The 26,449-nt window shown below is 58.7% G+C and carries 17 protein-coding genes and 2 pseudogenes; 9 read left to right on the top strand and 10 right to left on the bottom strand.

Going from position 1 to position 26,449, the window contains the following annotated elements:
* Positions 1-4,507: 4,507 nt before the first annotated feature.
* Entirely contained in the window at positions 4,508-5,479 is a 972-nt protein-coding gene (locus tag AC1DO7_RS22240) for a ParB/RepB/Spo0J family partition protein (protein ID WP_477116573.1), read from the bottom strand.
* Positions 5,476-6,687: a ParA family protein gene (locus AC1DO7_RS22235; protein WP_441623271.1), complete on the bottom strand. Its 1,212-nt coding sequence runs from the start codon at positions 6,685-6,687 to the stop codon at positions 5,476-5,478. Before AC1DO7_RS22235 ends, AC1DO7_RS22240 begins: the two co-directional genes overlap by 4 nt.
* 1,350 nt (positions 6,688-8,037) lie before the next feature.
* Between AC1DO7_RS22235 and AC1DO7_RS22230 the strand changes: the two genes are divergently transcribed.
* Positions 8,038-9,435, top strand: a complete 1,398-nt coding sequence (locus AC1DO7_RS22230) for a replication initiation protein (protein ID WP_477116572.1) — start codon at positions 8,038-8,040, stop codon at positions 9,433-9,435.
* Here AC1DO7_RS22230 and AC1DO7_RS22225 read toward each other — a convergent pair.
* The 3 genes and pseudogenes from AC1DO7_RS22225 to AC1DO7_RS22215 form a co-directional block, all read right to left on the bottom strand.
* On the bottom strand, positions 9,373-9,819 hold the full coding sequence (locus tag AC1DO7_RS22225; protein WP_441623269.1) for a hypothetical protein: 447 nt from the start codon (positions 9,817-9,819) through the stop codon (positions 9,373-9,375). The two genes, AC1DO7_RS22230 and AC1DO7_RS22225, sit on opposite strands and share 63 nt — an antisense overlap.
* A 484-nt stretch (positions 9,820-10,303) precedes the next feature.
* Positions 10,304-10,663, bottom strand: a pseudogene (ssb, locus tag AC1DO7_RS22220) (single-stranded DNA-binding protein); the annotation flags it as partial.
* A 1,379-nt stretch (positions 10,664-12,042) separates the two neighbouring features.
* Complete coding sequence (locus AC1DO7_RS22215; RefSeq protein WP_441623267.1) at positions 12,043-13,044, bottom strand: PRTRC system protein D; 1,002 nt, start codon at positions 13,042-13,044, stop codon at positions 12,043-12,045.
* 1,051 nt (positions 13,045-14,095) lie between these two features.
* Here AC1DO7_RS22215 and AC1DO7_RS22210 point away from each other — a divergent pair.
* Complete coding sequence (locus AC1DO7_RS22210; protein WP_441623265.1) at positions 14,096-15,247, top strand: integrase domain-containing protein; 1,152 nt, start codon at positions 14,096-14,098, stop codon at positions 15,245-15,247.
* 13 nt (positions 15,248-15,260) lie between these two features.
* Complete coding sequence (locus tag AC1DO7_RS22205; RefSeq protein ID WP_441623264.1) at positions 15,261-15,911, top strand: hypothetical protein; 651 nt, start codon at positions 15,261-15,263, stop codon at positions 15,909-15,911.
* Between the two features lie 155 nt (positions 15,912-16,066).
* Here AC1DO7_RS22205 and AC1DO7_RS22200 read toward each other — a convergent pair whose 3' ends face one another.
* The 3 genes from AC1DO7_RS22200 to AC1DO7_RS22190 are packed head-to-tail and all read right to left on the bottom strand — an operon-like array spanning position 16,067 to position 17,744.
* Positions 16,067-16,222, bottom strand: coding sequence for a hypothetical protein (locus tag AC1DO7_RS22200; protein WP_441623262.1), 156 nt, complete (start codon positions 16,220-16,222; stop codon positions 16,067-16,069).
* Positions 16,223-16,236: 14 nt separating this feature from the next.
* Positions 16,237-16,872, bottom strand: coding sequence for a DNA/RNA non-specific endonuclease (locus AC1DO7_RS22195; RefSeq protein ID WP_441623260.1), 636 nt, complete (start codon positions 16,870-16,872; stop codon positions 16,237-16,239).
* Positions 16,873-16,916: 44 nt separating this feature from the next.
* Positions 16,917-17,744 (bottom strand): MBL fold metallo-hydrolase, encoded by an 828-nt coding sequence (locus tag AC1DO7_RS22190; protein ID WP_441623259.1) that lies wholly within the window; start codon positions 17,742-17,744, stop codon positions 16,917-16,919.
* 435 nt (positions 17,745-18,179) lie between these two features.
* Between AC1DO7_RS22190 and AC1DO7_RS22185 the strand changes: the two genes are divergently transcribed.
* Complete coding sequence (locus tag AC1DO7_RS22185) at positions 18,180-19,187, top strand: DedA family protein/thiosulfate sulfurtransferase GlpE (RefSeq protein WP_441623257.1); 1,008 nt, start codon at positions 18,180-18,182, stop codon at positions 19,185-19,187.
* Positions 19,188-19,828: 641 nt separating this feature from the next.
* Here the strand turns inward: AC1DO7_RS22185 and AC1DO7_RS22180 are convergent.
* Both AC1DO7_RS22180 and AC1DO7_RS22175 read right to left on the bottom strand, forming a co-directional pair.
* The gene (locus AC1DO7_RS22180; RefSeq protein WP_441623255.1) at positions 19,829-20,311 is read right to left on the bottom strand and encodes a hypothetical protein; all 483 of its coding nucleotides are present in this window, start codon (positions 20,309-20,311) and stop codon (positions 19,829-19,831) included.
* 118 nt (positions 20,312-20,429) lie between these two features.
* Positions 20,430-20,531 (bottom strand): annotated as a pseudogene (locus tag AC1DO7_RS22175) (SDR family NAD(P)-dependent oxidoreductase); the annotation flags it as partial.
* A gap of 446 nt (positions 20,532-20,977) precedes the next feature.
* Between AC1DO7_RS22175 and AC1DO7_RS22170 the strand changes: the two are divergent.
* The 5 genes from AC1DO7_RS22170 to AC1DO7_RS22150 all read left to right on the top strand — a co-directional run.
* On the top strand, positions 20,978-21,712 hold the full coding sequence (locus AC1DO7_RS22170; RefSeq protein ID WP_441623254.1) for an SDR family oxidoreductase: 735 nt from the start codon (positions 20,978-20,980) through the stop codon (positions 21,710-21,712).
* A 160-nt stretch (positions 21,713-21,872) separates the two neighbouring features.
* The gene (locus AC1DO7_RS22165; protein ID WP_441623252.1) at positions 21,873-23,057 is read left to right on the top strand and encodes an acetyl-CoA C-acyltransferase; all 1,185 of its coding nucleotides are present in this window, start codon (positions 21,873-21,875) and stop codon (positions 23,055-23,057) included.
* Between the two features lie 417 nt (positions 23,058-23,474).
* Positions 23,475-24,098: a 2-hydroxychromene-2-carboxylate isomerase gene (locus AC1DO7_RS22160; protein WP_441623250.1), complete on the top strand. Its 624-nt coding sequence runs from the start codon at positions 23,475-23,477 to the stop codon at positions 24,096-24,098.
* 83 nt (positions 24,099-24,181) lie between these two features.
* A complete protein-coding gene (locus AC1DO7_RS22155) occupies positions 24,182-25,180 on the top strand; it encodes a Bug family tripartite tricarboxylate transporter substrate binding protein (RefSeq protein ID WP_441623248.1) in 999 nt (332 codons plus the stop codon).
* A 93-nt stretch (positions 25,181-25,273) separates the two neighbouring features.
* Positions 25,274-26,449: class I adenylate-forming enzyme family protein (locus tag AC1DO7_RS22150; protein WP_477116571.1), on the top strand; the 1,176-nt coding region annotated here is incomplete at its 3' end.

The following is a 26,449-nucleotide window of genomic DNA, read 5'->3' as shown; positions in this document are numbered from 1 at the left end:
GGCCCATACGCTCCCCTACCGACGCTTCGCCTACCACCTCGCGGTGGCCTGCGCACGGCTCGGGGCCGATGTGGCTCGCTATTCCTTCATCGTAGTGGACTTGCACCACCAACTCCTTGCCGGTCTCCCGGCGCACTCAGTATATAAATTTCCTGGCATCTGTGGCTCCCCTGCCCAAGTGCTGGGCGACCACCAGGCCTGCGGCAGTTGGATGGACCTCAGCGCCTTCCATGGCTCTCGCCATGGTGCCCTGCTGCGCAAACAACGGCGTGTCCAGGCTTGTGTAGGACGCCGGATCGGTGCAAAGCGGCCCCATGGCACGTTGCCTGAACTTCCAACCAAGCTCCTTTCGCGTGTTCATAATCTCGTGGAGCCGAGCCGACCTCGCAACTCGTCGAGCCAGCCTCGCCCTCAGTGACAGCCAAAACACAACCCGCCACTTCCGTGCTGCTCGCGACGGTATAACGCGCTTTCATCTCACACGTGGCACATAGGTGGGCCGTGCATGGCACGTATATTCCACTTAGGTCCCACGTTGCTGCCACGAAAGTAGATCGTTGCCTGGAGCGGCCTGCTGGGAAGATGGTGCGGTTGCCAAACGCAACGTGCCGGAATCGGCGAGTCCGCCGTTTCCAGGTTGCATCTATCCGCCCGCGTTGGGCTGCTCTCAGACGCGGTTGCCGAGGAGGAAGGCTCATCTGCCGCGTGTGGTGTGTTTATCTGCAAGCGGAAACATGAGTTGGGCGATCGGACGCTTGGTAAGGCGTGATCCATGGTGTCACTCACGTCCTTTTCTTCATTCCCGTGGGTTGCTGGAAGCGCGTTGGTAGGCTCCGAGCGGATCGACGACATGCCGTACCGAGTGATCGCGGCGACCTGGCGGCTGGTTGCCTCATCGCTACGACGCTCGCGTTCCGAGCGATCGGGCGCTTCAGTTAATCCTGCATACGCGCTTAAAGACCCCTTGCCGCGTCAGGGCGGGCTCAAATCTCGCATCGCGGATGCGAACCCTCCGGCGGACCAACGCCCCCGCCAGAGGGTTCGCCGCCATTGTCTAAGGTGAGGTGGAAATCCCAGCAAACGTCGGAAGCGGGAGAGCCATTCGGCGCTTGTCGTAAGTCGCTCCCTGATCGCTCGCTCCGTTGGCATGCCACACGGACGGTTCAGAACACGTCGGGTTTTGAGAGGCTGCGGCGCGGCTGGGCGATCTTTCCGACTGATGCTGCTCTGAGCGCGACTTGCAAACTCTCCGAAATTGGGACGCTCACTGTGGCTCACCGCCCTCCTCAAGTTGGACGGTTCCATCGGACTTGCCGAGAATCCATTCCAATCCGGACGGTGCCTCGTGTCGCGTGTCGTACTGGCTACCCTTCACAATTGGAGGGGCCGGTCGGCGCCATCCCGAATTGGCTTTGCCCGCGTGCCGTGCCAGAGAGCGCCCCAGCCGCGGAAGGTCGGTGCGCCGCGCCACGACTGATTGGCTCGTAAGGGAGCTTCGCGAGCATCTTCAGGTAGGCGGTGGCGTGCGGTTCGGGACTGTCCCCACCTGGGACCGTTTCCTGAACGGATTGGTTGGCTGCGGAGAATTAGTGAGCGTCACGGCAGCCGTGTCATCCAGGCCAAGTGGTGGCGTGAAGTTGGGGACTTGTTCAAACGCGAGAGGTCCGCAACGGCGATTCGGGAACGCGCCTAACCTTGGAAGGTCGATGGCCGGCGTGGGCGGCGGCCTGGATGGATTTCACGGAGACCACTTCATCGTCGGATAGGTGGCGGCATTGCCGGCCCGAACCGTCCCGACTTGGGAAGGTCCGAGTTGCCCAACGGGCAACAGCTTGCTGAAGGGCGCGATCGGCTTCAGAGAGTCTACGTGTTTCCGTGAACCGTACAATCCTGGCCTGCGGGCGGCATGAAGCTCGGGGCTTGTCCTAGGTTGAGAAGGCCCCCCAGAGCGCGCCGACGGTCGTTCCGACTCCGGTGGGCTTCAGGCGGGGTTACCTGTCGGGAATTCGCGGAAGCCGTGTATGCAGCGGCATGGCGGCGTGGAAGCGTCCCAACTTGGGACGCTTCCCGACTTGGGGCAACTTAATGCAGGGATTGATCGGCTTCGGAAAGTCCGTGAGCTTCGCATCGGCCGTTCCATCCTAGCCAGGAGGTGGCATGAAGGTCCGGACTTGTCCCAAGTCGGGGAGGACCGCAGAGCGCGCCCGCGGCTCCCCCAACTTCGAATGGTTTCTGGCCACGATGAGCTGCCTGGCTGCGATCGACTAAGGCTGTGTCATCGTGCGATAGGCAACTGCATGCCCGATCGGTACCGTCCCGACTTGGGATGGCCGGCGGGGCAGGGCCCGAATGCCGCAATTTCCCATGATGGCCGACGAGAATCACTCGTGCTGGGATTAATGAGGGCTCACCGAGCCGCTTCCTAACGGTGGCGTGTGGATCAGGACCGTCCCAACTTGGGGCGGTCCCCCACTTGTCAGCCGTCCCATCCTGGCCGGGAGACGGAATGAAGTTCGGGAGTTCTCCCAAGCTGGGAAGACCCGCAGCGCCCCGGTCGCCTCCAACGTCGGATGGCTTTTGGGCTGGGATCGAACGCCCGGGCGGGATTCAGCGAAGGCGACTCATCGTAGGCTACGCACTAGCGATTGCGGCCCGTCCCAACTTGGGACGGGCCGCAGGGGGCGGCCTTGAAGCCGGAACTTCACACGGCGGGTCGGCTGGCATCAATCACGCTGGGGACGATGCGCTTCGCCGAGACCGATTCTCCCAGGGTGGCACGCGACGCTGGACCGTCCCAAGTTGGGGCGGTCCTCGACTTGTCGGCCGCCCAATCTGGCGGCGAGATCGCATGAAATTCGGGGGTTGTTCCGAGTTGGAAAGGCCTGCAAAGCGCGTCGGTCGCCGCCAACCTCGGATAGCTTTTTGGCTGGGATCAAACGCCCAGGCGGGATTCGTGGAAGGTGACTCATCGTAGGCCACGCACTAGCGATTGCGGCCCGTGACCGTCCCAACTTGGGACGGTTCGCAGGGGGCGGCATCGAAGCCAGAACTTCACACGGCGGACCGGCTGGCTTCACTCACGCCAGGGAAGATGCGCTTCGCCGAGATCGCCTCTCTTGGCGGTGGCACGCGACTCTGGACGTCCCAACTTGGGACGGTCCTCGACTTGTCGGCCGCCCAGTCTGGCGAGAGATCGCATGAAATTCGGGAGTTGTTCCAAGTTGGAAAGGCCTGCAAAGCGCGTCGGTCACCTCCACCTTCGGATGGCTTCTGGCCGGGCTTAGCGCCTGGGCGGGATTCAGGGAAGCCGCGCATCGCAGGATGCACAGCATTTGCGGTTGCGCACCTTCCCAACTTGGGACGGTGCGCTAGGCGCGGCCTAAATGCCGCAACTCTGCCCGGTTGGGATCACTCACGCCGGGAACAGTGAGGTTCACCGAAACCGCTTCTCTAATCGGTAGCCTGCGGCTCTGGACCGTCCCAACTTGGGACGGTCCAGAGCCGCATCAGCCGTCCCGTTGCCCAGAAGATGGCATGAAGTTCGCGAGTTCTCCCAGGTTGGGAACCAGAGCGCCGGCCATCTCCAACTTTGGATGATTTCTGAGTAGGGTCTGAGGCTTAGGCGCGAGTCACAGACCGACTTATCGCAGGCTGCGCAGTAGCAATTGCGGCCTGGAACCGTCCCAACTTGGGACGGTCCACAGGGGGCGGCCTCGACGTCGGAACTTCACTCGGCGGGCCGGCTGGAGCCACACGCTGGGGACGATGCGCTTCGCCAAGGCCGCTTCTCCTAGCGATGGCACGCGACGCGGGACCGTCCCAACTTGGGACGGTCCTCGACTTGTCGGCCGCCCAATTTGGCGGAGAGATCGCATGAAATTCGGGAGTCGTTCCACGTTGGAAAGATCTGCAAAGCGCCCCGGTCGCCACCAATCGGATGTTTTTGGGCTGGGATCGAACGCCCGGGCGAGATTCGTGGAAGGCGAGTCATCGTAGGCCACGCAGTAGCAATTGCAGCCCGGAACCGTCCCAACTTGGGAAGGTGTCCACGGGGCACCGATAGCATCCAAGCGAACTCCCGTGAACCGTTCGAAGTCGGGCAATCCACTACCTTCGGATAGGYGGTCGCTTAGAGTTTCGGGACTGGCCCACTGTGAGTGGAGGCGCCGGGCGCGCATAGAAATGTTCCGGTCCCGGGGGCGCCCGGCCGACTTTCCCAAGTTTGCGCGTTGCCGAATTCGGCTGGCGCACGACGATTCCAAAGGATGAGCCGGTTCCCCCGACGCTCGTTGGCTTTCCCGAACTGATAGGCACGTCCTCGATTTGGATAGCCGATGACCTACCACGCAGACAATCCGCTCTTAGGAATTGGCAGTCGCACTGGGAAGGTCGGTTGGCGCGGGCCTTGTCCGCACCACGGAAAAACAGAGGGCATCCGTTTCCGGTACAAGCTGACGGGCAAAAAAAAGCCCGCGCAATGCGGGCCAGAGACTTGTACAGGGTGCAACTATTTGGGCTGGTGGTGGAACGTTTCGCTAAGGATCTGCCGAATCTGGGTCTCCAGGGCAGCCGTCAGTACTCCGGCCCTGATCTTCACTGTGAAGCCGTTGACGTCCTTCGTAATCGAACCTGCCTGGTCCTTGCCGGAAAAAAACTTGTCAATGCTGCGCTCACTCGCGGAGCTTGGAACTGAAGATTGCCGGGTCGCAAGCGCTTTAATGGCACCGGCAGCTTTACCTTGCTCCATCTTTCCCGAAGCTACGAGCGGCCAAATCGCTTTAGCAGCATCGTTGCCCGCTTCGCCATACTTCCGAATTGTTGTGACGATGGCTTCGGCCGCGCTTCCACCCAGCAGCCGCGGCTGAAGATCGAGATCGCTCAGTACAAAATCTGGTAACTGCGCAAAGCTAAGGAATCGATAGAGGCCACTCTTGGAAAGCCCAAGCGCCTCCGCGAGTCGAACTYGCGAGGGAAATTCCTTCTCCGTCTGCCGGATAGACAGCGCGACTTCGTAATCGGATAGGTCGTCCCGGCTGATGTTCTCGACCATGGCCAGCACCGCCATATCGGCATCGGAGCACTCCACGACGACTGCCTTGACGGTATCAAGACCAAGCATCTTATGGGCGCGCCATCGGCGCTCACCCGCGACAATTTGGTAGCCGCTTTCAGCCCGGCGTGCCACGATGGGCTGCATTAAGCCGACTTCGCGAATCGACTCTGCAAGCTCTGACAGCTTGACTTCATTGAACACGCGTCGAGGCTGCCATGGGTTCGGCACGAGGTCGGCAATAGCGAGCTGAGACGCGACGCCCTTTGCTTCCAACTCCTGGACACGGAGTTGCGCAACGGCCAGTGCACCAGTCAGGCCAGGCGCCGTCTGGGTTCGATCGGTGCGCTTGACCTCGTCTTGATTAATCGCCGAGGTCTTCCGAATGCCCGCCGTCTTGGCCAGCAGCTGCTCTCGCATATTGCTCATTGCGCGTTCCTCCACTTTTCAGCATAGATATCATCCAACCACCGGCAGTAGTCAAAGATAGGTTGGCGCACTCGCTGCAGCGACTTCGCAGCACTATGCGTGCTGCTCACGTCAAAGACGGTCGAGAATGCCAGCGCGCCGGTGCTCATGACGGAACTCGCTGGCACTTCAATCGAATGCAGCCAGCTCTCATATGCGCTCTGCGCCCAAGCACGCACGATGGGCGCAGATGAGGTGCGCCCATAGTCGACCTTTGATAGCAGCAATGAAACGAAGTCGTACTTCTTGTCGGCTTCATATTTAATGAAGCTCTTCGACACGTCCGAAAACAGGCGCCAGAAGGACAACGAGCTGATGAAATCGAGGTTCTCAGGAACCATCGGCATGACCATCGCGTCTGCAGCGAGCAAAGCGTTCAGGTTAAGGTAGGAAAGCGAGGGAGACGTATCCATGAGGATATAGTCGTAGTGCTTGCGCAAAGGCTCCAACCCTTCCCTCAGCACCGTCCAGAAGCGGAAGCCAGCCTTGATTTTCTGCATCGCGGGCAGATGGAACTCAGCCCCGATAAGTTCTGTGTGCGCGGGAATCAAATCCAGGCCATCCCAATAGGTCGACTGAATGCTTCCCAGCAGTCCCCCCTCGATTTGCTGGTCATAGATGTAGGGCAGCACCGTGTCATCCGGCGAGACATCCTTCTCGGCATACAAACCGCACAGCTCCGAAAGCGAGGCTTGCGGATCGAGGTCGACAACCAGAACTTTTCGGCCGCGCAGGGTCAGCCCTTGCGCAAGACACATGGTCGTGGTGGTTTTTGCGGACCCGCCCTTGAGCTGGGCAGTGATGATGATTTTTCCCTCAGGCTCCCTCGTGCCAGTGACGAGCGGTGTCTGATAGATGTCGGAGACCTTCTGCACCCAGATACGCGCCTCTTCCAGCGTGAAGGTCCTGGTACGCCCAGTACCCGCAGCCTTCCCTGGCGGGAGGTCGCCATCCCCCTTAGTCGCAAGATACTGCACTTGCGAGTGCGAGATGTTGCACAAATCTGCAATCTCCCCCGTCTTGAAAATTGGTGCGGCTTTCCGCGGCCGCGGTGCGAGAATCGTCTCGCGAAGTTCATGGGTAAAAATGGTGACCTTTTCCGCGAACTGGGATATCTGCTCAAGCGGTACAGTTCGGTCGACTGCTGGAAGTTGGCTTGTTTTCACCATTCTGAGGTTTATCCGAAGTATTCAATAAAGCTCAGAATACCTGAAATGTTTAAGGAACGGCGCATAAATCGCTGATTTGTAATGGAATCTTCCGTGAGGACAACCATTTTGCCTAAATTTTAGGCAATTTCAGCCGCCTAGATATTCACAAAACAAATCTAGGGCATCCGTCCGTCGTACACACCCAGACCCGGATCAGCACAAATGACCTCACCTTCTATGGCGCCTCGCGCCGAAAGCGCCTGCCAAGGTGAGGTCATTTGTGCCGTTCGGCAGAACCGTCTAAGTGTGTTTTGGGTGAACAGGCACAATGGACCTCACCTTCGCTTCGGTCCAACTCAATGCCTGGCAAGACAGAGGAGGGCCCCCTTCGGCCCTCAGCACAATCGACCTCACCTTCGGTCGACTTGAAGACGGAACTCCTGAGGGAAAAGTAGTGACCGAGGCAGTTACCTGTGTCCCAGGTCATGCCCGCGGATACCGTATCGTCATGCGCGTCCTCGCCTCCTCCACACAGCATCTCAAACGGGCACATATCGGAGCTATCAATGCACAATAGACCTCACCATTCACTGCCCCCTGAGACGCGCTTAGACGGTGAGGTTCATTGTGCAAATAGAACCGCTATGGAAGCGACACAAAGAACCTCACCTTCCGTGGTTCACAAAGAACCTCACCATGGCGTTGAGGGTGGCATAGCTCATTGAGGCGATTGGCGCACCTTGATCCAAACGACCCCTCTCGGGGAGGCTTCGTGGCATTGGACGGGTGCTTCTTAGATCATTTCAACGCTCGGCCCAAGTAGTTGGGACACGATGGCAGTGGCCACGCTGCGCCCGCACATCGATCAGAGGGCCGATGCCCTGCGATCATTTCTTGTTTCTGGAGTAGGTCTATGTTGGTTTGTTTTTTTTTGAAGTAAACCACCCAACCAACAAACAGAGGATCACGAACTCCTTTTTGATCAAGGACTTAACCTTAGAAAGGTGAAGTTTTCTGTGCCAAAGGTGAGGTTCAGTGTGTCGCCATGGTGCGGTTTACTGTGCGGGCACGGTGAGGTCTGTTCCACGACAAGGTGAGGTTGCTTGTGCTGGCACCTCGATGGTGAGAAGTATTGTGCGCCACCTGTGCACAAGTCCATTTTGCTCAGGCTGGTCAACGCCTGAACCGTAGTGGTGACGAGTCTGGGTGAGGTTCGTTGTGCATCAGGTGAGGTTCATTGTGCGCAGAGTTCCGCCACGCTGATTCCGAGCGCAGAAGGACAACGGGATGGTGAGGTTTGTTGTGTTGACAGGACCTCACCATCACATGCTAGAGTCCGTCGAGCACCAAACGAGCGAGAAGACCAGTATGGCGACGGACAATCCGGTGGAGGTCAATGCGAGGACGACACCTCGCCAAATGGCACTGGCATTGTTCGAGGACATGTTCGACCTCGGGATGCCTATCAACGAGGCAAACCGTGAAATCGGCTATCAGCGAAACAATTTCTTCACGGAAATTGTCAACATGGGGCTGGCGGCGCGACGGTTCCTGGACGCCGCGTATTTCATCGTTGCACAAGAGCCGGAAATTCGTGACCAGTACGATGTCGAGCTGAACTACTTCAAGTGGTTGATGCGCTATGACAGTCGCAACCTGAAACATCTACGTACCGTCGCCGATGAAGCCCAGAACGCCAAAGTTCGGGTAACGAATACACCGTCGGGCCAGGAGCCTGATGAGGACGATATCTGGATCCAGGTCCAGCTCATCGGCATGGTAGCGATGCACCGTGGCCGCATCCGCTTCGATGTGCATCACAGCYTGATCCCACACATTCGAGATCCCCGCAAGTCTCACTGGCTGAGCCTTCGTATATCAACGGCTTTTACCAGGAGTCTCGCACGGGCCATCTATGACAAAGTCCTGCCAAGCGTGCCTGGCGGACGTACAGACTGGATCAAGCTCGATGAGATGCGGACCTGGCCTGGCAAGATGGGCGCGAATGCAACCATCTTCAAATACTTCAAGCGCGATTGGCTGGAGCCGGCGGTCCGCGAAATCAATGAGATCTCGGATATCGAGCTCTCCTATGAGACCAAGACCGAGTCCACGTCATCGAAGAAGGTCGACCGGATTCGCTTCATTCTGAAACGCAAGGACACGGCCGACGCTGTCATGGCGAGTCTATCGGACGCCAGCCAGATCTATAAGATCCTGAAGGAAGAGTTCAACCTCTCAACACGGCAATTCAGCGAGATCTCCGAGAACCGCGAGACATGGAGCGATGATCRCATCCTGCAGGCGATCGAGTACACGCGGTTCAAGCTCAATCGCGGTCAGGTGAAGAAGAGTCCCGCTGGTTATTTGATGAAAGCGCTGCGCGACAACTGGCGGATGTCGGACGCCGAGCGGACGATGGTTCAGGTTCAGACTGATCTGCTCGTGGAGAAAGAACAAAAAGAAGCAGTGAAGATTGCTGTCAAGACAAGCGTGGAGCGCAGTGTTGCCTCACGTGAAGTCGAGACCCGCACGCGCATGAACGAAGAATCGCAACAGGGACGCGAACACTTCGGGGCATTGGATACCAAAGCGCGATTGGAGTTTGTCCGCGCATGGCTGGCTTCGCGTGAGGGCAAGCTTGTGTTGAGACGGATGAAGTTGGAGCCCTCATCCGTGTCCGAAGAAATCATCCTGGCCAACTCAGAGCTGGCATGGTACTTGGGCCAATTCGTTTTCGGTCGCCAAGCATCCTCGCACGCTTGAGCGCGCAATTCGTCCCAGCCAGAACCGATTTCTTGAGTGCGCACCACCCTGCGCGACGCGCAAGGTCTCCTTCAGAGCGGCCTTGGCCCTGCGCAAGCCGAGCAGCGCCGCTGACAGGACAGGTTTGGGAGCGGTGATGGCGAAGGTTCGGTTGATGCGACGGTCCGAGTCGATTTCGTGTTCCTGCGCGGCGCTAAGGCAGCATAGAGCGTGCAGGTTGTCGCTGAGGATTTTGGCGCCGAAGTCCTGCCTAGCGGCCAACTGTGACAGGCCGGATAGATGTTCGGGTGCCATGCGGTGCTTGAGGCGCCAGCGTTGATGGTTGAGATCGCGGAAGGTGGGCGCCGGATAGCGCTGCATGTCGAGCAGATTGGTGATGAGCACGCGTACCTTGCCGGCGGGCGAGATCTGCCGGATCAGCCGAACGGTCTGCCGGGTAGCCGCACACTCATAGTCGCGCGCGTCGACGCGGGCAGGAGCCCGTAGCTGTGCGTCGGAGGGGGCAGCCAGGTGCGACGCGCGACCGCCGAGCCCGCCAGTCCTACGCGTAGGACTGGAAATCCCGGAAAGGCGCCGATTTTTGGTGCGCTTTCGGGCTATCGGAGCTTTCCCAATGGGACTCCGGTCGGAATGGTTGGTCGATGCCTGAGACAGGCGGGGGAAATCGCTTGCTCAAACGGCACCCCGGCCGAGCCTGGCCGAGTCAGAGGGTCTTTTCAGCATGGCGAACCGCGAGAGGGAGTCGGGATGAGCTGCCCGAAGCGGGAGGCTGCTGACGCGGCGGCGCACTCTCGCGCTGCAGTGCGCCCCGCTGTCCTTGTACCTGGCTGCCGGGCTGCTGGCCTTGCGACTAACGCGACGGCTGTTGGCCGTAGCCATCATTGTCACTGGCACCGCCACCCTGGCGGTTGCCAAGCATCTGCATCTGATCGGCAACGATCTCGGTGCTGTACTTTTACACACCGGACCGGTCTGTCCATTTGCGGGTGCAAATGCGACCCTCGATATAGACCGAAGACCCCTTCTTCAGGTACTCGCCCGCAATCTCCGCGAGCTTGCCGAAGAACGAGATGCGATGCCACTCGGTGGCTTCCTTCATCTCGCCACTAGTCTTGTCCTTGTAGCGATCGGTGGTAGCCAGACGAATGTTCGTCACCGCGTCGCCACTTGGTAGATAGCCCGCTTCAGGGTCGGCCCCGAGATTGTCGTTATTGTCGGGAAATCCCATTATCTTTTTCCCTCAGAGGAAGACCTTGGAATCCTTGTCCAATCTCCTTCGCTCTCCCGTCCGCTTGTTCTTCACGCTGATGGTCATCTATGTGGCGTCCCATTCAGTAGTCTGTGGCGTCTTCATGGCGATCGGTCGGGCGATTATTCGATGCTCAGCAGAGCAAGGAATCCTTGAGGCGCCAACGCGCTTACGTGATGCCCATGCACCAAGTAAGAGCGCCGCCGAAAGGAAGGTGAGACACCTGCGGACCAAGTGTGGCCAGGCCCGAATCGGTGCGTCTAAGACGCACGCGTGCCCATCAAGTTAAACCTATTTCAACGGCGGCGCACCGCCACGAATAGAGTCAGTGCGCATTCCCACAGGGCCCAGCAGATGCCAAATGCCAGCAGAAACTTGAAAAAGCGGAAGAGTTCGTATTCCGTCATGGTGTATGTCGACCTATCTTGGTTCGTTGCGGTTGGTTCTACTGTACCCGCCCCCTTCGGGAGTCAAGGGGGTCGGGACCCACTCCTATTCGTGCATTGTTCGCGCAACCGTGTGGACGTAGGTTAGATGGTCGCGCATAGCGTTCTGGCAGATGCCTCTAGTTGCTCGCCTTTCTGTCTCCGGAGGCGGGTCGCCGCCTACTCGGGCTCGGCGTATGGGCCGTGCGGGTGGTTGCGACTCGGGATGTTGGCTTCTTCGAAGAAGTCTTGGGTGTCACCTTCTTCGGTGTCGTCTTTGGTGCCGTCTTCATTCTGGCCGTCGTTGGTTCCGCCGGTCGCGGTGAGAGGGCAGGCTCAGGGCCACGCAGGCCGATGCCCGCCTCAACCGCTCTCTCGGCCAGCATCTTCAGCACGAAGACGCGGTCCTTCGCCGTGGGAATCTCATTGAGGTAGGCCAGCAAGCGGGGCGTCGTGTATTGGGTCAATGTGATCTGCATTTGGAGGCTTTGCATACGTGATCGCTAATGTGTTGTTGGCTTCATCCAAATCTGGCCATCGCATCGTTCAGCGCGCCAACGTCCAGAATGGTGAAGGCATCCGTCGTATCCACTGACGACGCACCACCTTGCGGCGCCGCGATGGACGGGCTAGTCGGGACTGGCATGAGCGGAGAGTTCGTTTCTAGCCTGTGTTCCCTGATATCGACATTGCTATCTGTTGGGATGGCGCCCCCCGCTGGGAGGGGCGTCCTGGTCGGCGCGTTTTCAGGTGCTGGTAGCAATCCCACGGGACCCGCGCCGCCAAGCGCCCTCAACCCGTGCTGCGCGAGCAGTCGAAATACAAAGGCACGCTCGCGAGCGCCGGGTATCTTTCGCAGATAGGCCAACAGGTCGGGTGCAGCTTCGGGGGACAGCGTGATCGTTATCTGCAGCTTGTCCATGTCCTGCCGGCTCAGGAAGACTTCGACACATGGCGTGCAGAGCCGATCGTATGGAAGCCCCGAACATTGGCAAAGCAGGGCGCATCCATTACATGAATGTCGTTGTGCGGAAACGCCGCTTGAATCGTTGGCGCGTACAAGCTCGCTCCGCCTCCGGTCAGGATGATGGCGCGAATATCCTCGGTGCGACCGACACGCGTTTGAACTTCCATCACGGACTGCTGCGCAACCGCAATGGCTTCGTCAACGAAGGGGCGCAGATCCAGATCCTTGCGATAGAAGAGCATCGGCTTAGCCTCGCGGATTGCCTTGTCGATCCGCTCGATGCTGTCCACCGCTGCGCCCTCGGCCTGCGAGATGAGCCTCGCCACCTGCTGATAGATACGAGATGCACCGCCTGGCACGCCACCGCTGCGGGTGTCGTCCATCGTATAGCCGCGTGCGACCACCCAGTCGGTCGTGAAATAGCCGACGTCAATCACGAGATAGGCGTTGTCGGGGTCGTACTGCTTGGCGCACTGCTGGATGAATGTGACCAATGTTCCGATAGGCTGAGGCAGCGGCAGCACGTTGTGCACCCGGATCGGACCCCAGCCGAAGTCGAGTTCACCACTGAAGCGGTCCTTCAGGTAGCCGGCGTACTTCTGGGTGTTGTGCACGGGAAGTCCCAGCACCAGGCGGTCAATCTCGGTGGCGTTCGAATAGCGCAAGGACCCGCCCAGCAGCGCAGCGTAGTTCGGGGTCGTGACAAAGTCTTCGGACAATGACCGGCCAGTGTTCCCGTATGCGGCGCTGATGGATACCTCCGGCCCGACCTCGTATCGCGCCCCGTCGACGACCACGTCGACGACATTCCGGGCACGTAGGATGGAGCCGCTATGCGGCGTCAACGAAGAGGTCGCAGCTAGCGGCGCCAGCGACGGAAACATGCTGGTGGCGACGTCAGARCCGAGCGGGAATGCGGACTTCGTGTTGCCATAGCCGACATCGATTGCGACGGTCGAAACTTTCATGAGCGGATACTCCTTGGTGAGTGCCTATCGGGTATTGATGGCTCGAAGTGCCACTAGGGCGGACTTGGACCGAGCAAGACAAACCAGGGTGGTTGCTCGTAGTCCCACTTCCCCTGATCTGATCGGACTTGCTCGGTTCAGCTTTGACCAAGTCCCTCTACGTGGCACATCGACAGACCAACTCTACCGCCAAAGAAACAAAGTCAAGCCGACGTAACGTCACGAATTTCACGCACGATTCGCGGCCTCTCCGGCTTGCACAGCTGCGCCTGGCCGGCTATCCTTGTCGTACTTCTCGCGTCCCCGACGCATCGACCTACCGCCACGTTGGCGGCCATCCCAAGCACCGAAGCCGCCCTGAAAGGGGTTGTCGGTCGCCACGCTGTCCGAGCCGCACACTGTCGCGGCATTTTTTTCTTTCGCCACAAACACAGACTGGCTGACACTGAGGACACCGGACACTGCAATGCCATATGGCTTTGCGGGTTGTCTGGAAGACTTGGACGTGATGAGGACATGTGTAGACCGGACACTCGGACACATTTGCTGCCTCCTTAACCTGAACACGCCTGACAGCGAGATGCGGGGTAGACGAACACTGCGGGCCCGATACACGGCGGTCCAGATGTCGTCACCTGGGGGGCGGGGGATTGCATGGCGCAAGGTCATGAACTCTCTGGAACGATACGAGCACGGTGAGCGCGACCGTCTAAAGAAACAGCGCAACGAGAGTTACACGGGTGGCGACGGCTGGTGCGCAAGCACTGGTTGACGTACATGGCGGGAGCGATCCCGACAACCGAGTAGCCCGAACCCTCATGGCCGGACTGCGCGCAGCGCGACTGGCGGGGAGGGAACGGGACGGTCATGACACGCACTTCCACGTGTGGGGCCGACCAGCAAGGGGATCGCTAAAGGATCGGAAGGCAGGACCGTAGCCGACGGAAAACGGCAATACAGCAAGCGCCAGAGACGGCTATGCACCACGCGTCACGGGGGACGCAGGGACGGGTCGGGCGTGCAGGACAACGCAAAATGAGAGGAATTTCGAATGCGGCAGTCAACAGTGCTTGATGTGCGCGGCCTTCTGGCAAGGTATAACCTGCCGACGCGCTTGAAGGCCGAAATCGAGGTGGCGGTGATTGGGAACGTGAGGAAGATCCTGAGCCAGACACGGATCAGCCACAAGAATGCTTCGATCAAGACGCAGGAGCGGCGAATGTACACGGTGTGCCGCTCATTCGTGGAACTGCACGCGTGCGGGTTCCACGTCGAGAGCCCGCATTCGCTGAGGCACAAGCATGTGCAGACGCTGGTGGACTACTGGTTGTCGCAGAAACAGTCAGGCGGGACGATCGAGAACAAGCTGTCACACCTGAAGGCGTTCAGTCAGTGGATCGGGAAACACAACCTGATCCGCACCTTGGGGGACTACGCCGACCGCGAGGAGCACGGGCTGGTGCGTAGCTACGTGACGATGACGGACAAGTCCTGGGAGGGCAACGGTATCGACGCCGTGGCCAAGATTGCGGAGATTGGAGCCGAGCACCCACGCGTGGCGGTGCAACTCAAGCTGCAAGCGGCATTCGGCTTGCGCATCGAGGAGAGCTATTCGCTGAAGATCCGCACGGCACTTCGCAATCTGGACACGCTACGGGTGGTAGATGGGACGAAGGGCGGCCGCAAACGCGAGGTGCCCGTGCAGTTGCGGCTGGCGGTTCTGGAGGAGGCGGCCGCCCTGGTGGATCCGATGAGCGGATCAACGACACCGTCGTGCTATTCGATCAAACAGTGGCGGGGTCACTACAACAACGTGCTTCGAAAGTACGGGATTTGCAAGAAAGGGCTCGGTGTGACTAGTCATGGGCTGCGACATCAGTATTTGCAAGAGTTCTACAAGACGTTGACCGGCGTGGATGCGCCGATCAAGGGCGGGTCTGCACCAGACATCGAGGCGCACCGTCAGGCGATCTTGGCGGTCGTCGAGGCGGCTGGGCACAGCAAGCCGTCGAAATCTAGCGCTTACCTGTCGACCTTCACCGCGATGGCGCGTCAGGAGAAGCCGCGGGTCACAGCCGAGCAGGCGCAGTCTGCGCTCCTCGCCGTCGAGGGCAATAAAGCGAAGGCCGCGCAAGTGCTTGGTATCTCACGGCAGGCGCTTTACCGGCTATTGGGAAAGATCGCGGCGATCGGCGAGAGCTAAACAGGAGTCAGTCATGTTGGAAGTGCAGCAGTACGAAGATCGCGTGTACACGACGCAAGAGCTTTGCGATATCTTGAGACGCGGGGTGGACCCCGAGGCGTTGGCAGCGTGGCCGTTGGTGGCTTTGCCCGAGTACGTCATTGCGGTGGCGCGCGCCGAGGCGTTGACCTATCCGGACGTATTGGACGAGGCGCAGAGGCGCCGTCGAGGCCTGCGCACCGAGTGGGGCATGCTGGTGGTCGATTTGCGTTGGATGCCGGATGACCCAGCGGGATGGACGCTCGATGTGCAGGTGTTTTTAGCGGAAGATCCTTGCTTGGAGCTGACCCACTTGCGGCGGGCGCCGGGCGAAACCGTGAGGATCTTTCTGAGTGACTTGGCAAAATGCGTCATCGAATACGGGCCGGCGGCATCAGCGATCGAGCGTCTAAGAGAGATCGGGGTGAGCTTGGCCGATAACGACGAGACCGGGCAGGCCTTTGCACTCATCGGTTGTGATCCGCCGGGCCGAAACTTGGATTTCACAGCGCTTGGTGGGTTGCTCTCTGCGTGGCTATTGCAGGCTGACGTCGAGGGCACGCTGCGTGCCGTGCGTGACCCGGCGGTATTGTTGTCCGTGACCGAAGAGAGCAGGTTGCCGATTATTCGGGTGGTCCTGCATTAGCGTCTTGGCGCGGACCTAGGCGCTGGAATGTCCCTCGAAAGACGCAAGAAACACGCGTCTTTCCGCCAATAGGGTGGACTCATGTGCTCGGGGTCCCCTTGTGTTCCGGCTTGACTCGCCGCGAGTTGGTCCGGCGGCGAGCCCGCAGCGGGCGATCACCGCAGGAAGGACGGCAGGTACGGGGAGTCATCCCAGTGACCGGTCGCGCCCCACCAGCATAAGAACAGGATGAGGGCGATGACGAAAATGGCGCCAGAGCGGGCCTCCTCGTCGGTGCGGATGGTATGGATGATTTGCTTGAGGCGTTCCATGTCKTTCTCCTGAATTAGCCGCGGGCGAAGACGGCCCGAATGAAGGGCAGGGAACCGGACCGGAGGACAGGATGCCGAGCGTCCTGGGCCTCAGGGGCCTCAGACAGTTCAATAGCAACGGATGTGAGCGTGGCGAGGCTGACCTTGCGGCCCGCCATCTCGCCCGGACGCGGCGTCGGTGCAAGCAGCGTCATCGGCGTCACCAGGTATGCCCCGTCGAGGCGCGGGAAAGGATCGACGTCGGCGAGGTTGGCCATCTCGGCGATGCTCACGACGGCGTACCACGGAGTCGCGTCGTTTCGTGCCGCATAGGCCGCAGCGCCGACACCGGGCACGTAGACTGCCTTCCACAGATAAGTGGGGATGGCGACTCGGTCGTCCAGACGTGCGGATAGCGCGGCATCGAACGCCAGGCCGGTCACAACGAATGCCTGGCCGTAGTCGCGCACCATGCGGCGGGTCGACGTCTCGATATGATTCCACAGCCTCCGATTGCTGACCGACGACTGCGGCACGACGTTGGCGTGACTGAAGCTCTCGGCTTGCGAGGCCTGGTCGGGGAAGTCGGCCGACGGCGCGAGGTGGCCCCGATCAAGGCCGGTGCCGCGCCGGTAACCCGACAGGTGTGCACGGTCTGCTGCCGGAATCATTGGGCTACCAACGCTCTGCTATCTTTAGAGGGTTCAGGAGGTTCCTATTTACTTTGGGTCTTTGCAGCCCGTGCCGCACTCCATAGGGACCCTGGATTCGCACGGTCGGGATAGAGCGTAAGCATTTGATCGTATAGCTCGCGGGCCGATGTCGTAGATTCATCCAGTCGGATGAAGTCGCGAATGTACCTACGTGTCTCTTCAATATTGCGAGGGCTGTCGTCTTGGGTTGGAACCTTATGGCCAGCGACCACAAATTTAGGGTTCAACGCATCGATCTTGTCCAGCGCGGCTATCCACTGGAGTTGGTCGCGCCGGGTCGACTCGCTCAAGTAGGGGTGAATGCCGTTGTAGACGGCGTCCCCTGCAACGACCAAACCGATCGAGGGGACGTGTAGGCAGGTTGAATTGTCCGTATCCGTATGGCCAACTCTGACAACGGAAAGCTTCTCCCCCTCTAGTTCGATCGTGTCGCCCTCCATAGGATCGCAAATCGCAATGACGTCCGGAACCTGTCCCGGAAAGAGTTTGCGCCACATGCCATCGAACGTCTCCGGAGCAGTCTGAATACGCATGCTGGCTACCGCTTCCGGTGTCGCTAACGCCTTCGCATCAGGAAAGCGGTTAAGGAGGACTTTCAGTCCTAGGAAGTGATCACCATGCGCATGGGTGACGTAGATGGTTCGGAGCGTCTTGCCCGTGCTCGCAATCTTGTCTGCTAATTCCTCGTTTTGCGCTATGGTCAGGAACGTGTCGACCAGTACAGCATCGCTCTTCCCAGAAATCAGCGTGGAAGAGTTAGCAACCCACATAAGGGATTCTTTTCCCGGCGGAATGTCCCTATTGAGACCCAGACGGGTGGCAGTGAACACTTGGTAACTCAGACCGCTCGCGCTTTCCGCACTAGCGATAAGGGGTAGCGCGGGCATAAGGCACAGTGCACCCAGCTTCAGCACATTTCTACGATTCATCTCTCAGCCTCTAATTGAAACTTCGGCAATCCAATACGCCGCACAAGATTCCGGAACTTCTCCTTGCGAGTCAAAATTTTGAAGAACGTGATCGAACCTTCCCCAAACCGACAGTATATGACCGGTCATCTTAGTTTTCAAGGGCAGAATTTCGTGTGCATCGGTTCGATCTCCGGGGTCGTATAGATTCATGTTTGTATCGAGGGAGGAACTGGAGGGCTATCACTTTTCCCCGTGCGACGCAGGATCTCCTCGCTTGTGTGACAATGCGACGCATCGACGCGTGCGCTACTTGCGACATGGTCGACCGTCAATAGTAAGCGGAGTCGATTGTTGATGACATTTTTCTCCCCAGCCTTAATCTCCGAATGGGGAACGTGGGTAGTATTTCTCAGCGTCCTGGTGACCCAACTTGGCGCGCCGGTTCCCGCGGCACCGATGCTTCTCCTAGCTGGCTCTCAGGTAGCGGCTGGTTTCGTCTCCTTCGGTTCAGTATTCTTGGCCGCGGTCACCGCTGTTCTCATTTCGGATGGACTATGGTTTGCGCTTGGACGGCTGTATGGTCGGCGTCTCCTCGCACGGTTAGTCCGAGTATCTCTATCGCTGGACTCGAGCCTACGGAAGGCCACCGCCTGGTTCGAGCGTTATGGGGCACCACTGCTGCTTGTAGCGAAGTTCGTCCCTGGTCTTGGACTTATCGCGTCTCCGCTCCTTGGTACCACCAAGATTGACCGAAGAGTTTTTCTCTCGTGGGACATCGCTGGCGGCGCGATGTGGTCAGGGGTGTGGCTCGCTGGAGGAACGCTATTTGGTTCACAGTTGACCAGGATGATGTCCCTGGTGAGTGCGCAGGGCGTAACTGTTGCCGAAGTTCTCCTTGCTGTCGCGGCGTTGTTTGTGGCATACCGATGGATTCAGCGGCTACGTTTCCGTCGCTGGCTCGCGCATATTCGGATTACACCTCATCAGCTTGATGAGATGATGCGGTCAGAGCGTCCGCCTGTCATTCTCGATGCTCGCCCACAAGCGGTGCGCCATGCAGAACCACACGGCATCCCGGGCGCAATACCAATTGACTTGGCTTCACCCGAGAAAGTCGATCAGGCGCTACTCGAACGTGATCTTGTGGTCTATTGCGTTTGCCCTAACGAAGCAACGGCGAAGACGATTTCGCAACAAATGCGTCGAAAGGGATTTCGGCACGTGCGTGCGTTGAAAGGCGGCCTTGATGCTTGGGAACATCACGGTTATCCGGTAGAACAGCTCTCGCTGACGACCGAGAAAGAGGGCGTTGGAGAGGATGACAAGAACAATATGACCGTGCGCGCCATAGCTCCGAATTGAGAGCCAAGGACGGCAGGAATACGAACTCATGCTAGTCCTCGCCACCGGATCGGGCTTCTCTACTCGCCGCCGGTAATGTCAGCGTCTAAGCAAGATCGCGCACCTGCCGCGCTCGGATTGCGAGCGAACGAGTGAAGCCGTCGTGCCAGGTCTGCTCGAAGGCCGATTGTGCCGGAGGGTTTTCCAGAGCGACTCGTGCGAACGCGTCGGCGCTATTTCTGCAGCCCTTCCAAGGAGGCACGCAACAGCCGGCCACGGTGAAAGATGCCGGGTCTTTCCTGCAGGTCGCAGGCGTTAAGAACGTCGTTAGCGATCAGAATTTGCTGTGCGGCGAATCAATCAGCGATCCGACCGCTATACGTCTTGGGGAATTTCACGGTCCTACATGGGCCGGGCCGGCGTAGTGACAAGTGTAGCCGGATCGGAGGGCACATCACGTCGATCGCGCTGTCGACTGTCAGAGTCTTCGGCGGGCCGCATCAGATTGCGGTGATTGTGCAACCCGCAGCAGACAGACGCGTGGATCAGAAATGCTCCAGTTGCATCGGGCAAGGCGAGATCCCCGGGTGAAATGCTTGTGGCTGGTATCGTCGAGGGTTCTGAGGGCTACCGGTCAAACTCGCTGGACGCGTAAACCTTCGTCAGGCTACCTTGGCCAAAAGTTCATCGAGGGCTGCCGGCATCCAGGCGGCGCCGGTCCATCTTTCGAGGTGAAGGTCACGGAGCGGAATCGCTGTCAGCGCGCCGACCCAGTCGGTGGGGGCCGCGCCGCAACGCAGGCCGCTGGCGACCATCTCCATGGCCTCGCGCACATCGATATCGGCCACACGTGTCACCGTCGGCCACGGCAGCAGGCGTATGTCCCCCTCAGGCAAGCCAAAGCGGTACAGGCCAAACCGCGCATGTAGCGCGGCACGCGAAAGCAATTGCTTCGCTCCACTCAATCTGTTGTCAGCCAAGGCGGACGGGTCCCACTGCTGATTGCGTGAGAACCACAGTATTTCGTCGCCCGAACGCGGTGCTGTCGCGTGCGTAACTGCCGGCATCAGCCGCCTCGAGTGCGCAATAGCGACGAGGAGCGTCCCTATTGTGTAGTGCCAGACGTAACCGTTATCGCTATCCATAACACGCCTTGCTCTCCAAGATCTTCTCCCGTCGTCCATGAACGCCGGCGCGCGGTGGTTGAGTTCAAAACTTTGGGGGCTGTGCAAAACCCACGAGCATTTCCTCGTTGGCGTGCGATCACAGTGCCGAGATCCCGCCGTCAACGGCCACGGCCTGTCCCGTCAGATGCGAATCTTCCCTCGCGCATAGCGTCAGCATCGTGGCGACAAATTTCCTTGGGTCGGCGTACCAGGCCCTGATCCCATGCCGTCCGTCCTTCAATCAACCTTTGTATAATATGACTGGTCAGCTTGCAAGACAAGTACCGTAGCTACCGTTGAGTAGCTCATAGGCACATTGCGCAACAATCTGTGCCGGATACGGTCCATGCCACCCGTGGAGCTGCCCTATGCAGGCCGCGTTAGAAGAGTCCGGCGGGCGTCCGTACGCACTCAATTCGAGGATCGGCTCCTCGCATATCCACCGCGAAGGCGGTCTCTGTAATGGGGAAGGGTATCCTCCCCGCCACCCGCGTAATGCGTCCTCAGTAACTGCACGGATGAATGGTCGACGCGAGTCGATCGCAGCAGCGGGTTCATGCGGGTATGTTGCTCTTGACGCTGTCCTCGTGATGAACTATCGTCCGTTAACTAAACGATAGTTCATCAATAAAGGAGGGCGACAGGATGGATGCAAAAGAGCAGAAGGTAGCGCTCGTAATCGGAGCGGGCGACTCGACAGGTGGAGCGATTGCCCGACGTTTCGCCGCGGAAGGCATGGTTGCCTGCGTAACCCGCCGTTCTGCGGATAAGCTCGAGCCGTTGGTCGAGTCGATTCGGAGTACAGGGGGTACGGCCTACGCCTTTGGCACGGATGCGCGCAAGGAAGATGAGGTTGTGGCACTTATCGAAAAGATCGAGTCTGAGATTGGACCAATCGAAGTGCTCGTCTTCAACATCGGAGCCAATGTGCCTAGTTCAATCCTTGAGGAGACCGCGCGCAAGTACTTCAAGATCTGGGAAATGGCCTGCTTTTCAGGTTTCCTGAATGCCCGGGAAGTGGCCCGACGCATGGTCAGGCGACAACGGGGCACCATTCTCTTTACGGGTGCGACTGCAGGGCTGCGAGGTAAAGAGAATTACGCTGCTTTTTCAGGTGCGAAGCATGCTCTACGCGCGCTTGCACAAAGCATGGCGCGCGAACTCGGGCCCAAGAATATTCACGTCGCACATATTGTGGTCGATGGCGCTATCGACACCGAGTTCATTCGCTCGACTTTCCCTGACCGTTATGCATTGAAAGACCAAGATGGCATCCTGAACCCGGAGCATATCGCAGAGAACTATTGGTACCTCCATTCTCAGCCGCGTGATGCCTGGACATTCGAGTTGGACCTGCGTCCCTGGATCGAAAACTGGTAATCAAATCAGCTTGTCGTCTTCTGCTATTGATCCTGCATGTCGGCTCAGATTGCCAGCGAGAGGAAGTCCCGGACGACCGAAAGTCGGTGCCCCTTCGTCTATACGGATCAATAGAGCGGCGACTTGTGTCTGCCCATATTGTCATCATTAGGAGCGTAGTGTGCGCGAAGCAGTCATTGTTTCTACGGCGCGGACCGGGATCGGTCGTGCTTATAAGGGTTCCCTGAACAACACGAAATCGCCTTCCCTAATCGGCCACGTTCTTGCGCATGCGGTTCAACGCGCAGGAGTAGCGCCGGAAGAGATCGAGGACGTCGTTGTCGGTACATCGATGCCTGGAGGTACAGCGGGGATGAATCTTGGCCGCCTTGGTGCTCTGGCCGGCGGATTGCCAATCAGCGTCGCTGGACAGACCATTGACCGCCAGTGCGCCTCTGGCTTGATGGCCGTGGCCACGGCGGCCAAGCAGATTATGGCGGACGGTATGGATGTAGTTGCCGCAGGCGGGCAAGAGAGCATCTCGCTGGTGCAGGACCGCTTTGTCGAATGGATGGCTAGTGCCGCTGATCCGGCTTTGACGGAACGAGTTCCCCACGCATATATGCCTATGCTGCAGACGGCCGAATTCGTAGCCCGTAAGTACGGCATTTCGCGGGAGGCCCAGGATGTCTACGCAGCAGAGTCGCAGCGGCGTACTGCCTTTGCTCAGGAGAGGGGGCTTTTTGCGGATGAGATCGTGCCAATCAGGACTTCGATGGCCATCCAGGACAAGGACACGGGGGAGATCAGTTTCCGTGAGGTGACACTTGATCGAGATGAAGGAAACCGTCCCGGCACAACGGTGGAAGCATTGGGAACGCTTAGGACTGCAATTGACGGTGGCGTAGTTACCGGTGGCAATGCCAGTCAACTATCTGACGGTGCGTCCGCCTCCATCCTGATGGAACGCCGCTTGGCTGAGCGCCGTGGTTTGCAGCCTTTGGGAATTTATCGCGGCATTGCAGTCGCTGGCTGTGCGCCAGAGGAGATGGGGATTGGCCCAGTCTTCGCGGTCCCCAAGCTCTTGGAGCGCCATGGCCTGAAGGTAGGGGATATTGGACTGTGGGAGCTGAATGAAGCGTTTGCAAGCCAAGTCATCTACTGTCGGGATCGTCTTGATATCGATCCGGAGCGCCTCAACGTCAATGGTGGTGGCATTTCAATCGGTCATCCATACGGTATGACGGGGGCGAGGCTTGTTGCTCATGCATTGATCGAAGCCAAAAGGCGTAGTGAAAAGTATGTGGTTGTCACCATGTGCATCGGYGGCGGGATGGGTGCTGCGGGACTGTTCGAAGTGGCGTAGAGCGTTAATCGGCGTGGTGCAACGGCAGAATTGCTCAAGGCGATTTGCAAAAAGTCCGCTGGCACAAGCAGAAATCCATCCGGAAATCTTCATGAAATATATGACGTCTAAAGACCAGAATGCATCACACGACGACGCAAAGAAGTTTTCCCTATTCGTATTGAACTCGGCCGTTGAGCTAGCCGGTGTCATTACGATTGAGGCGCGTTCGGCAGGCGACGCGAGGGAGCGGTTCGAAGCCACACGGTCGGCCGACCAACACCTGATATCGGTACTGTCTGAATGTTCTCAGACATCATGGCACTCTCGGAGAAGCTGACCACCCTCTTGCACCGGCGTCGAGCCACACACGCACGGCCTGCGGGCCGTCGCTACATTTCACACAGACTTCACTATGCTCGTTGTCCAGGAGACATCATGAGTGCCCCACGTGTCCAGTTCCACTTTGATTTCGGTAGTCCAAATTCCTATCTTAGCCACAAGGTCATTCCGGCTATTGAGGCACGTCAAGATGTCGAGTTTGAGTATGTTCCGGTGCTACTTGGCGGAATTTTCAGACTAACAGGAAACCGATCGCCAGCCGAAGCCTTTGGGGGAATCAAGAACAAGCCGGAGTATGCGGAGCTGGAGATGCAACGCTTTGTCGCCAGGCACGGTCTGACGGCGTTCCAACATAACCCCTTTTGGCCTATCAATACCTTGCAGATAATGCGTGGCGCCGTGGCCGCCCAAAAGAACGACACCTTTATGTCCTACGTGAATGTCGTCTTCGAGAATATGTGGGAGCAAGGGTTGAAAATGGATGATCCGGCCGTCATCGCTACGGCGCTCGATGCTGTCGGTTTGGACGGTAAGGGATTTCAGGAGCGCATCGCAGATTCCGAAGTCAAACAGATTTTGCTAGAAAACACCGAGAACTCCTTTTCCCGCGGCGCGTTTGGCTCGCCAACATTCTTCGTCGGTGATGAAATGTTCTTCGGAAAAGATCAGTTGCGGGACGTTGAGGAGGAGATTCAAAAGACGAAAGCACGCAAGAAATAGATGAGTACGAAAAAAGGCAGGTACAAATAAAAAACCGCGCAACCATGATGATGGTGATATCGCAGCGGAAGAGGAGACAACATATGGAACGTCGATCGTTCTTGGCGGCTGTAGGTGCAGCATGGTTCGGAGGCACGACATTTGCAAGCCATCTAGCTCTTGCGCAGGAAGCAAAGAAGTACCCGAACAAGATTATCCGCGTGGTAGTGCCGTTTCCCGCGGGAGGGGCGACCGACAATCTCGCGCGTGCGTTGGGCCAAGAGCTCACGAAGGCAACGGGGCAGGTTGTCGTAGTCGACAACAAGCCTGGAGGTTCGACGATTGTCGGCTCAAGCGCTGTCGCTCATGCAGCGCCGGACGGCTACACACTCTTGCTGACACTCAGTGACGCGCTAACGCTGGTTCCATATACGATCAAGACACCATACGACCCAGTTCAAGATTTCACGCCTGTGGCGCAGATTGCTCGCACGCCAGGCGTCATGTACATGCACCCTTCGGTTCCCGCCACAGATCTCGCTGGGCTGGTCACTTGGATGAAGGCCAATCCAGGGAAGACGAACTTCGCCTCTGTCGGCCCCGGCACATCATCGCACTTAGCTGGCCTGTTATTCAATCAGTTGGCCGGAGTCGACATGCGGCATATTGGCTACAAGGGTTCGGCTCCGGCTCTCCAGGATCTACTCGGCGGGCAAGTTCAGGTCATGTTCGACGTGATGTCGACCGTGATGCCGTACGTCGAAAAAGGGAGATTGCGAGCTATGGCGATCAGCAGCCCAGCAAGGACCAAGCTTGCACCAGGAGTTCCGACGTTCAGGGAATTGGGATACCAGGGCATGGAGCAACTTGCCGTTAGCTTTGACCTGTACGCCCCACGAGGAATGGACAGGGAGCTGGCTGTTCACGTCAATGCGCTTGTGAAAGGGGTGCTGAACGCGCCAGTATTCGGCGAAAGATTCGAGCAGTTACGGCTGCTGCCACCCGATTTAGGGGATGTGGACAGTCTCACAAAGCAACTCGGCCAGGATCGGGAGAGGTGGGGCGAATTCATTCGCAGGCTTGGTTACAAGCCAGAGGTCTAGTCGCGGATTCATCGCCCGCTTCAATGCTGAGCCGCGGTGCGATGCGCCCGTCGAATATTCCCGCGGATTTACTACACACGAGATCTGGAGACTATGAACGAATTCCCCAATCCTACGCAGATGCAATCTCAGGATTTGCTGCCGCGGTCTGTCGTTACGGCTTTTACGAGCCTGCCGGACATGATTCACCAATGCGCCGCTGCGTGTGGAGAGCATCCGGCCATCATCTGTGAGGGAGAGACGGTCAGTTTTGCCGCGTTCGACGCCATCGTTGGCCGCTGCGCCGCGTCACTGCAACGCGATAGCATCGTCCCGCAGGACACCATCGCTATCTGCGCAAAGAGCTCCGTCCGCTATGCCGCCGTCTTCTTTGGTAGCCTGCGCGCGGGGGCCTCGGTGGCGCCGCTATCGCCTGATGCGCACCCTGATAGCCTCGCAAGCATGATCGCCAATTCCGGGGCGCGCATTGTCTTTATTGATGGGCCCGTCGAACAGGTACTGGCGATGGCAAAGCTGCCGACGGGAATCCGCTTCATCCGAGTCGACACCCAGGAGTACGACGCGTGGCTCGCCCCTAAGGGCAGCGCGTCGTGGCCTGTTGACATCCAGCCGGAATGGGCCTTCAACATCATCTACTCGTCCGGCACCACTGGCACGCCCAAGGGAATCGTACAGTCGCACGCAATGCGCCACGCTTACACCRTGCGCAGCGCAGAGCGCGGCTACGGACCCGATGCGGTCACGATGATCTCCACACCGCTGTACTCCAACACCACGCTGGTTAGCTTTATCCCGACGCTAGCACTGGGAGGCACAGTCATCTTGATGCCGAAGTTCGATGCATCCCAATATCTCGAGCTTGCTCAACGTTGCCGTGCCACGCATACCATGCTGGTACCGGTGCAGTACAAGCGCTTGCTGGAGGATCCGGACTTCGATCGCTACGATCTTTCCTCGCTGCACAACCGCTTCTGCACCAGTGCTCCTTTTTCCGCGGCGCTCAAGGCAGATATCCTGCGACGCTGGCCAGGCGAGCTCACGGAGTTTTACGGTATGACGGAGGGCGGGGCGACATTCGAACTGCGAGCGCATGAATATCCCGATAAGCTCCACACCGTCGGAAGGCCAATCTCCGGTGACGAAGTGCGCATTATCGATTCGGAAGGCCGCGAACTCGAGCTTGGCGAGGTTGGCGAACTCGTGGGCCGCTCGCCTGCCATGATGACCGGCTACTACAAGCAGCCCGAAAAGACGGCTGAAGCAGAGTGG

The organism is Cupriavidus sp. 05N40, assembly GCF_056397305.1.
Note: the sequence above shows the minus strand (reverse complement) of the source record. Positions and strands in the feature narration are given on the sequence as shown.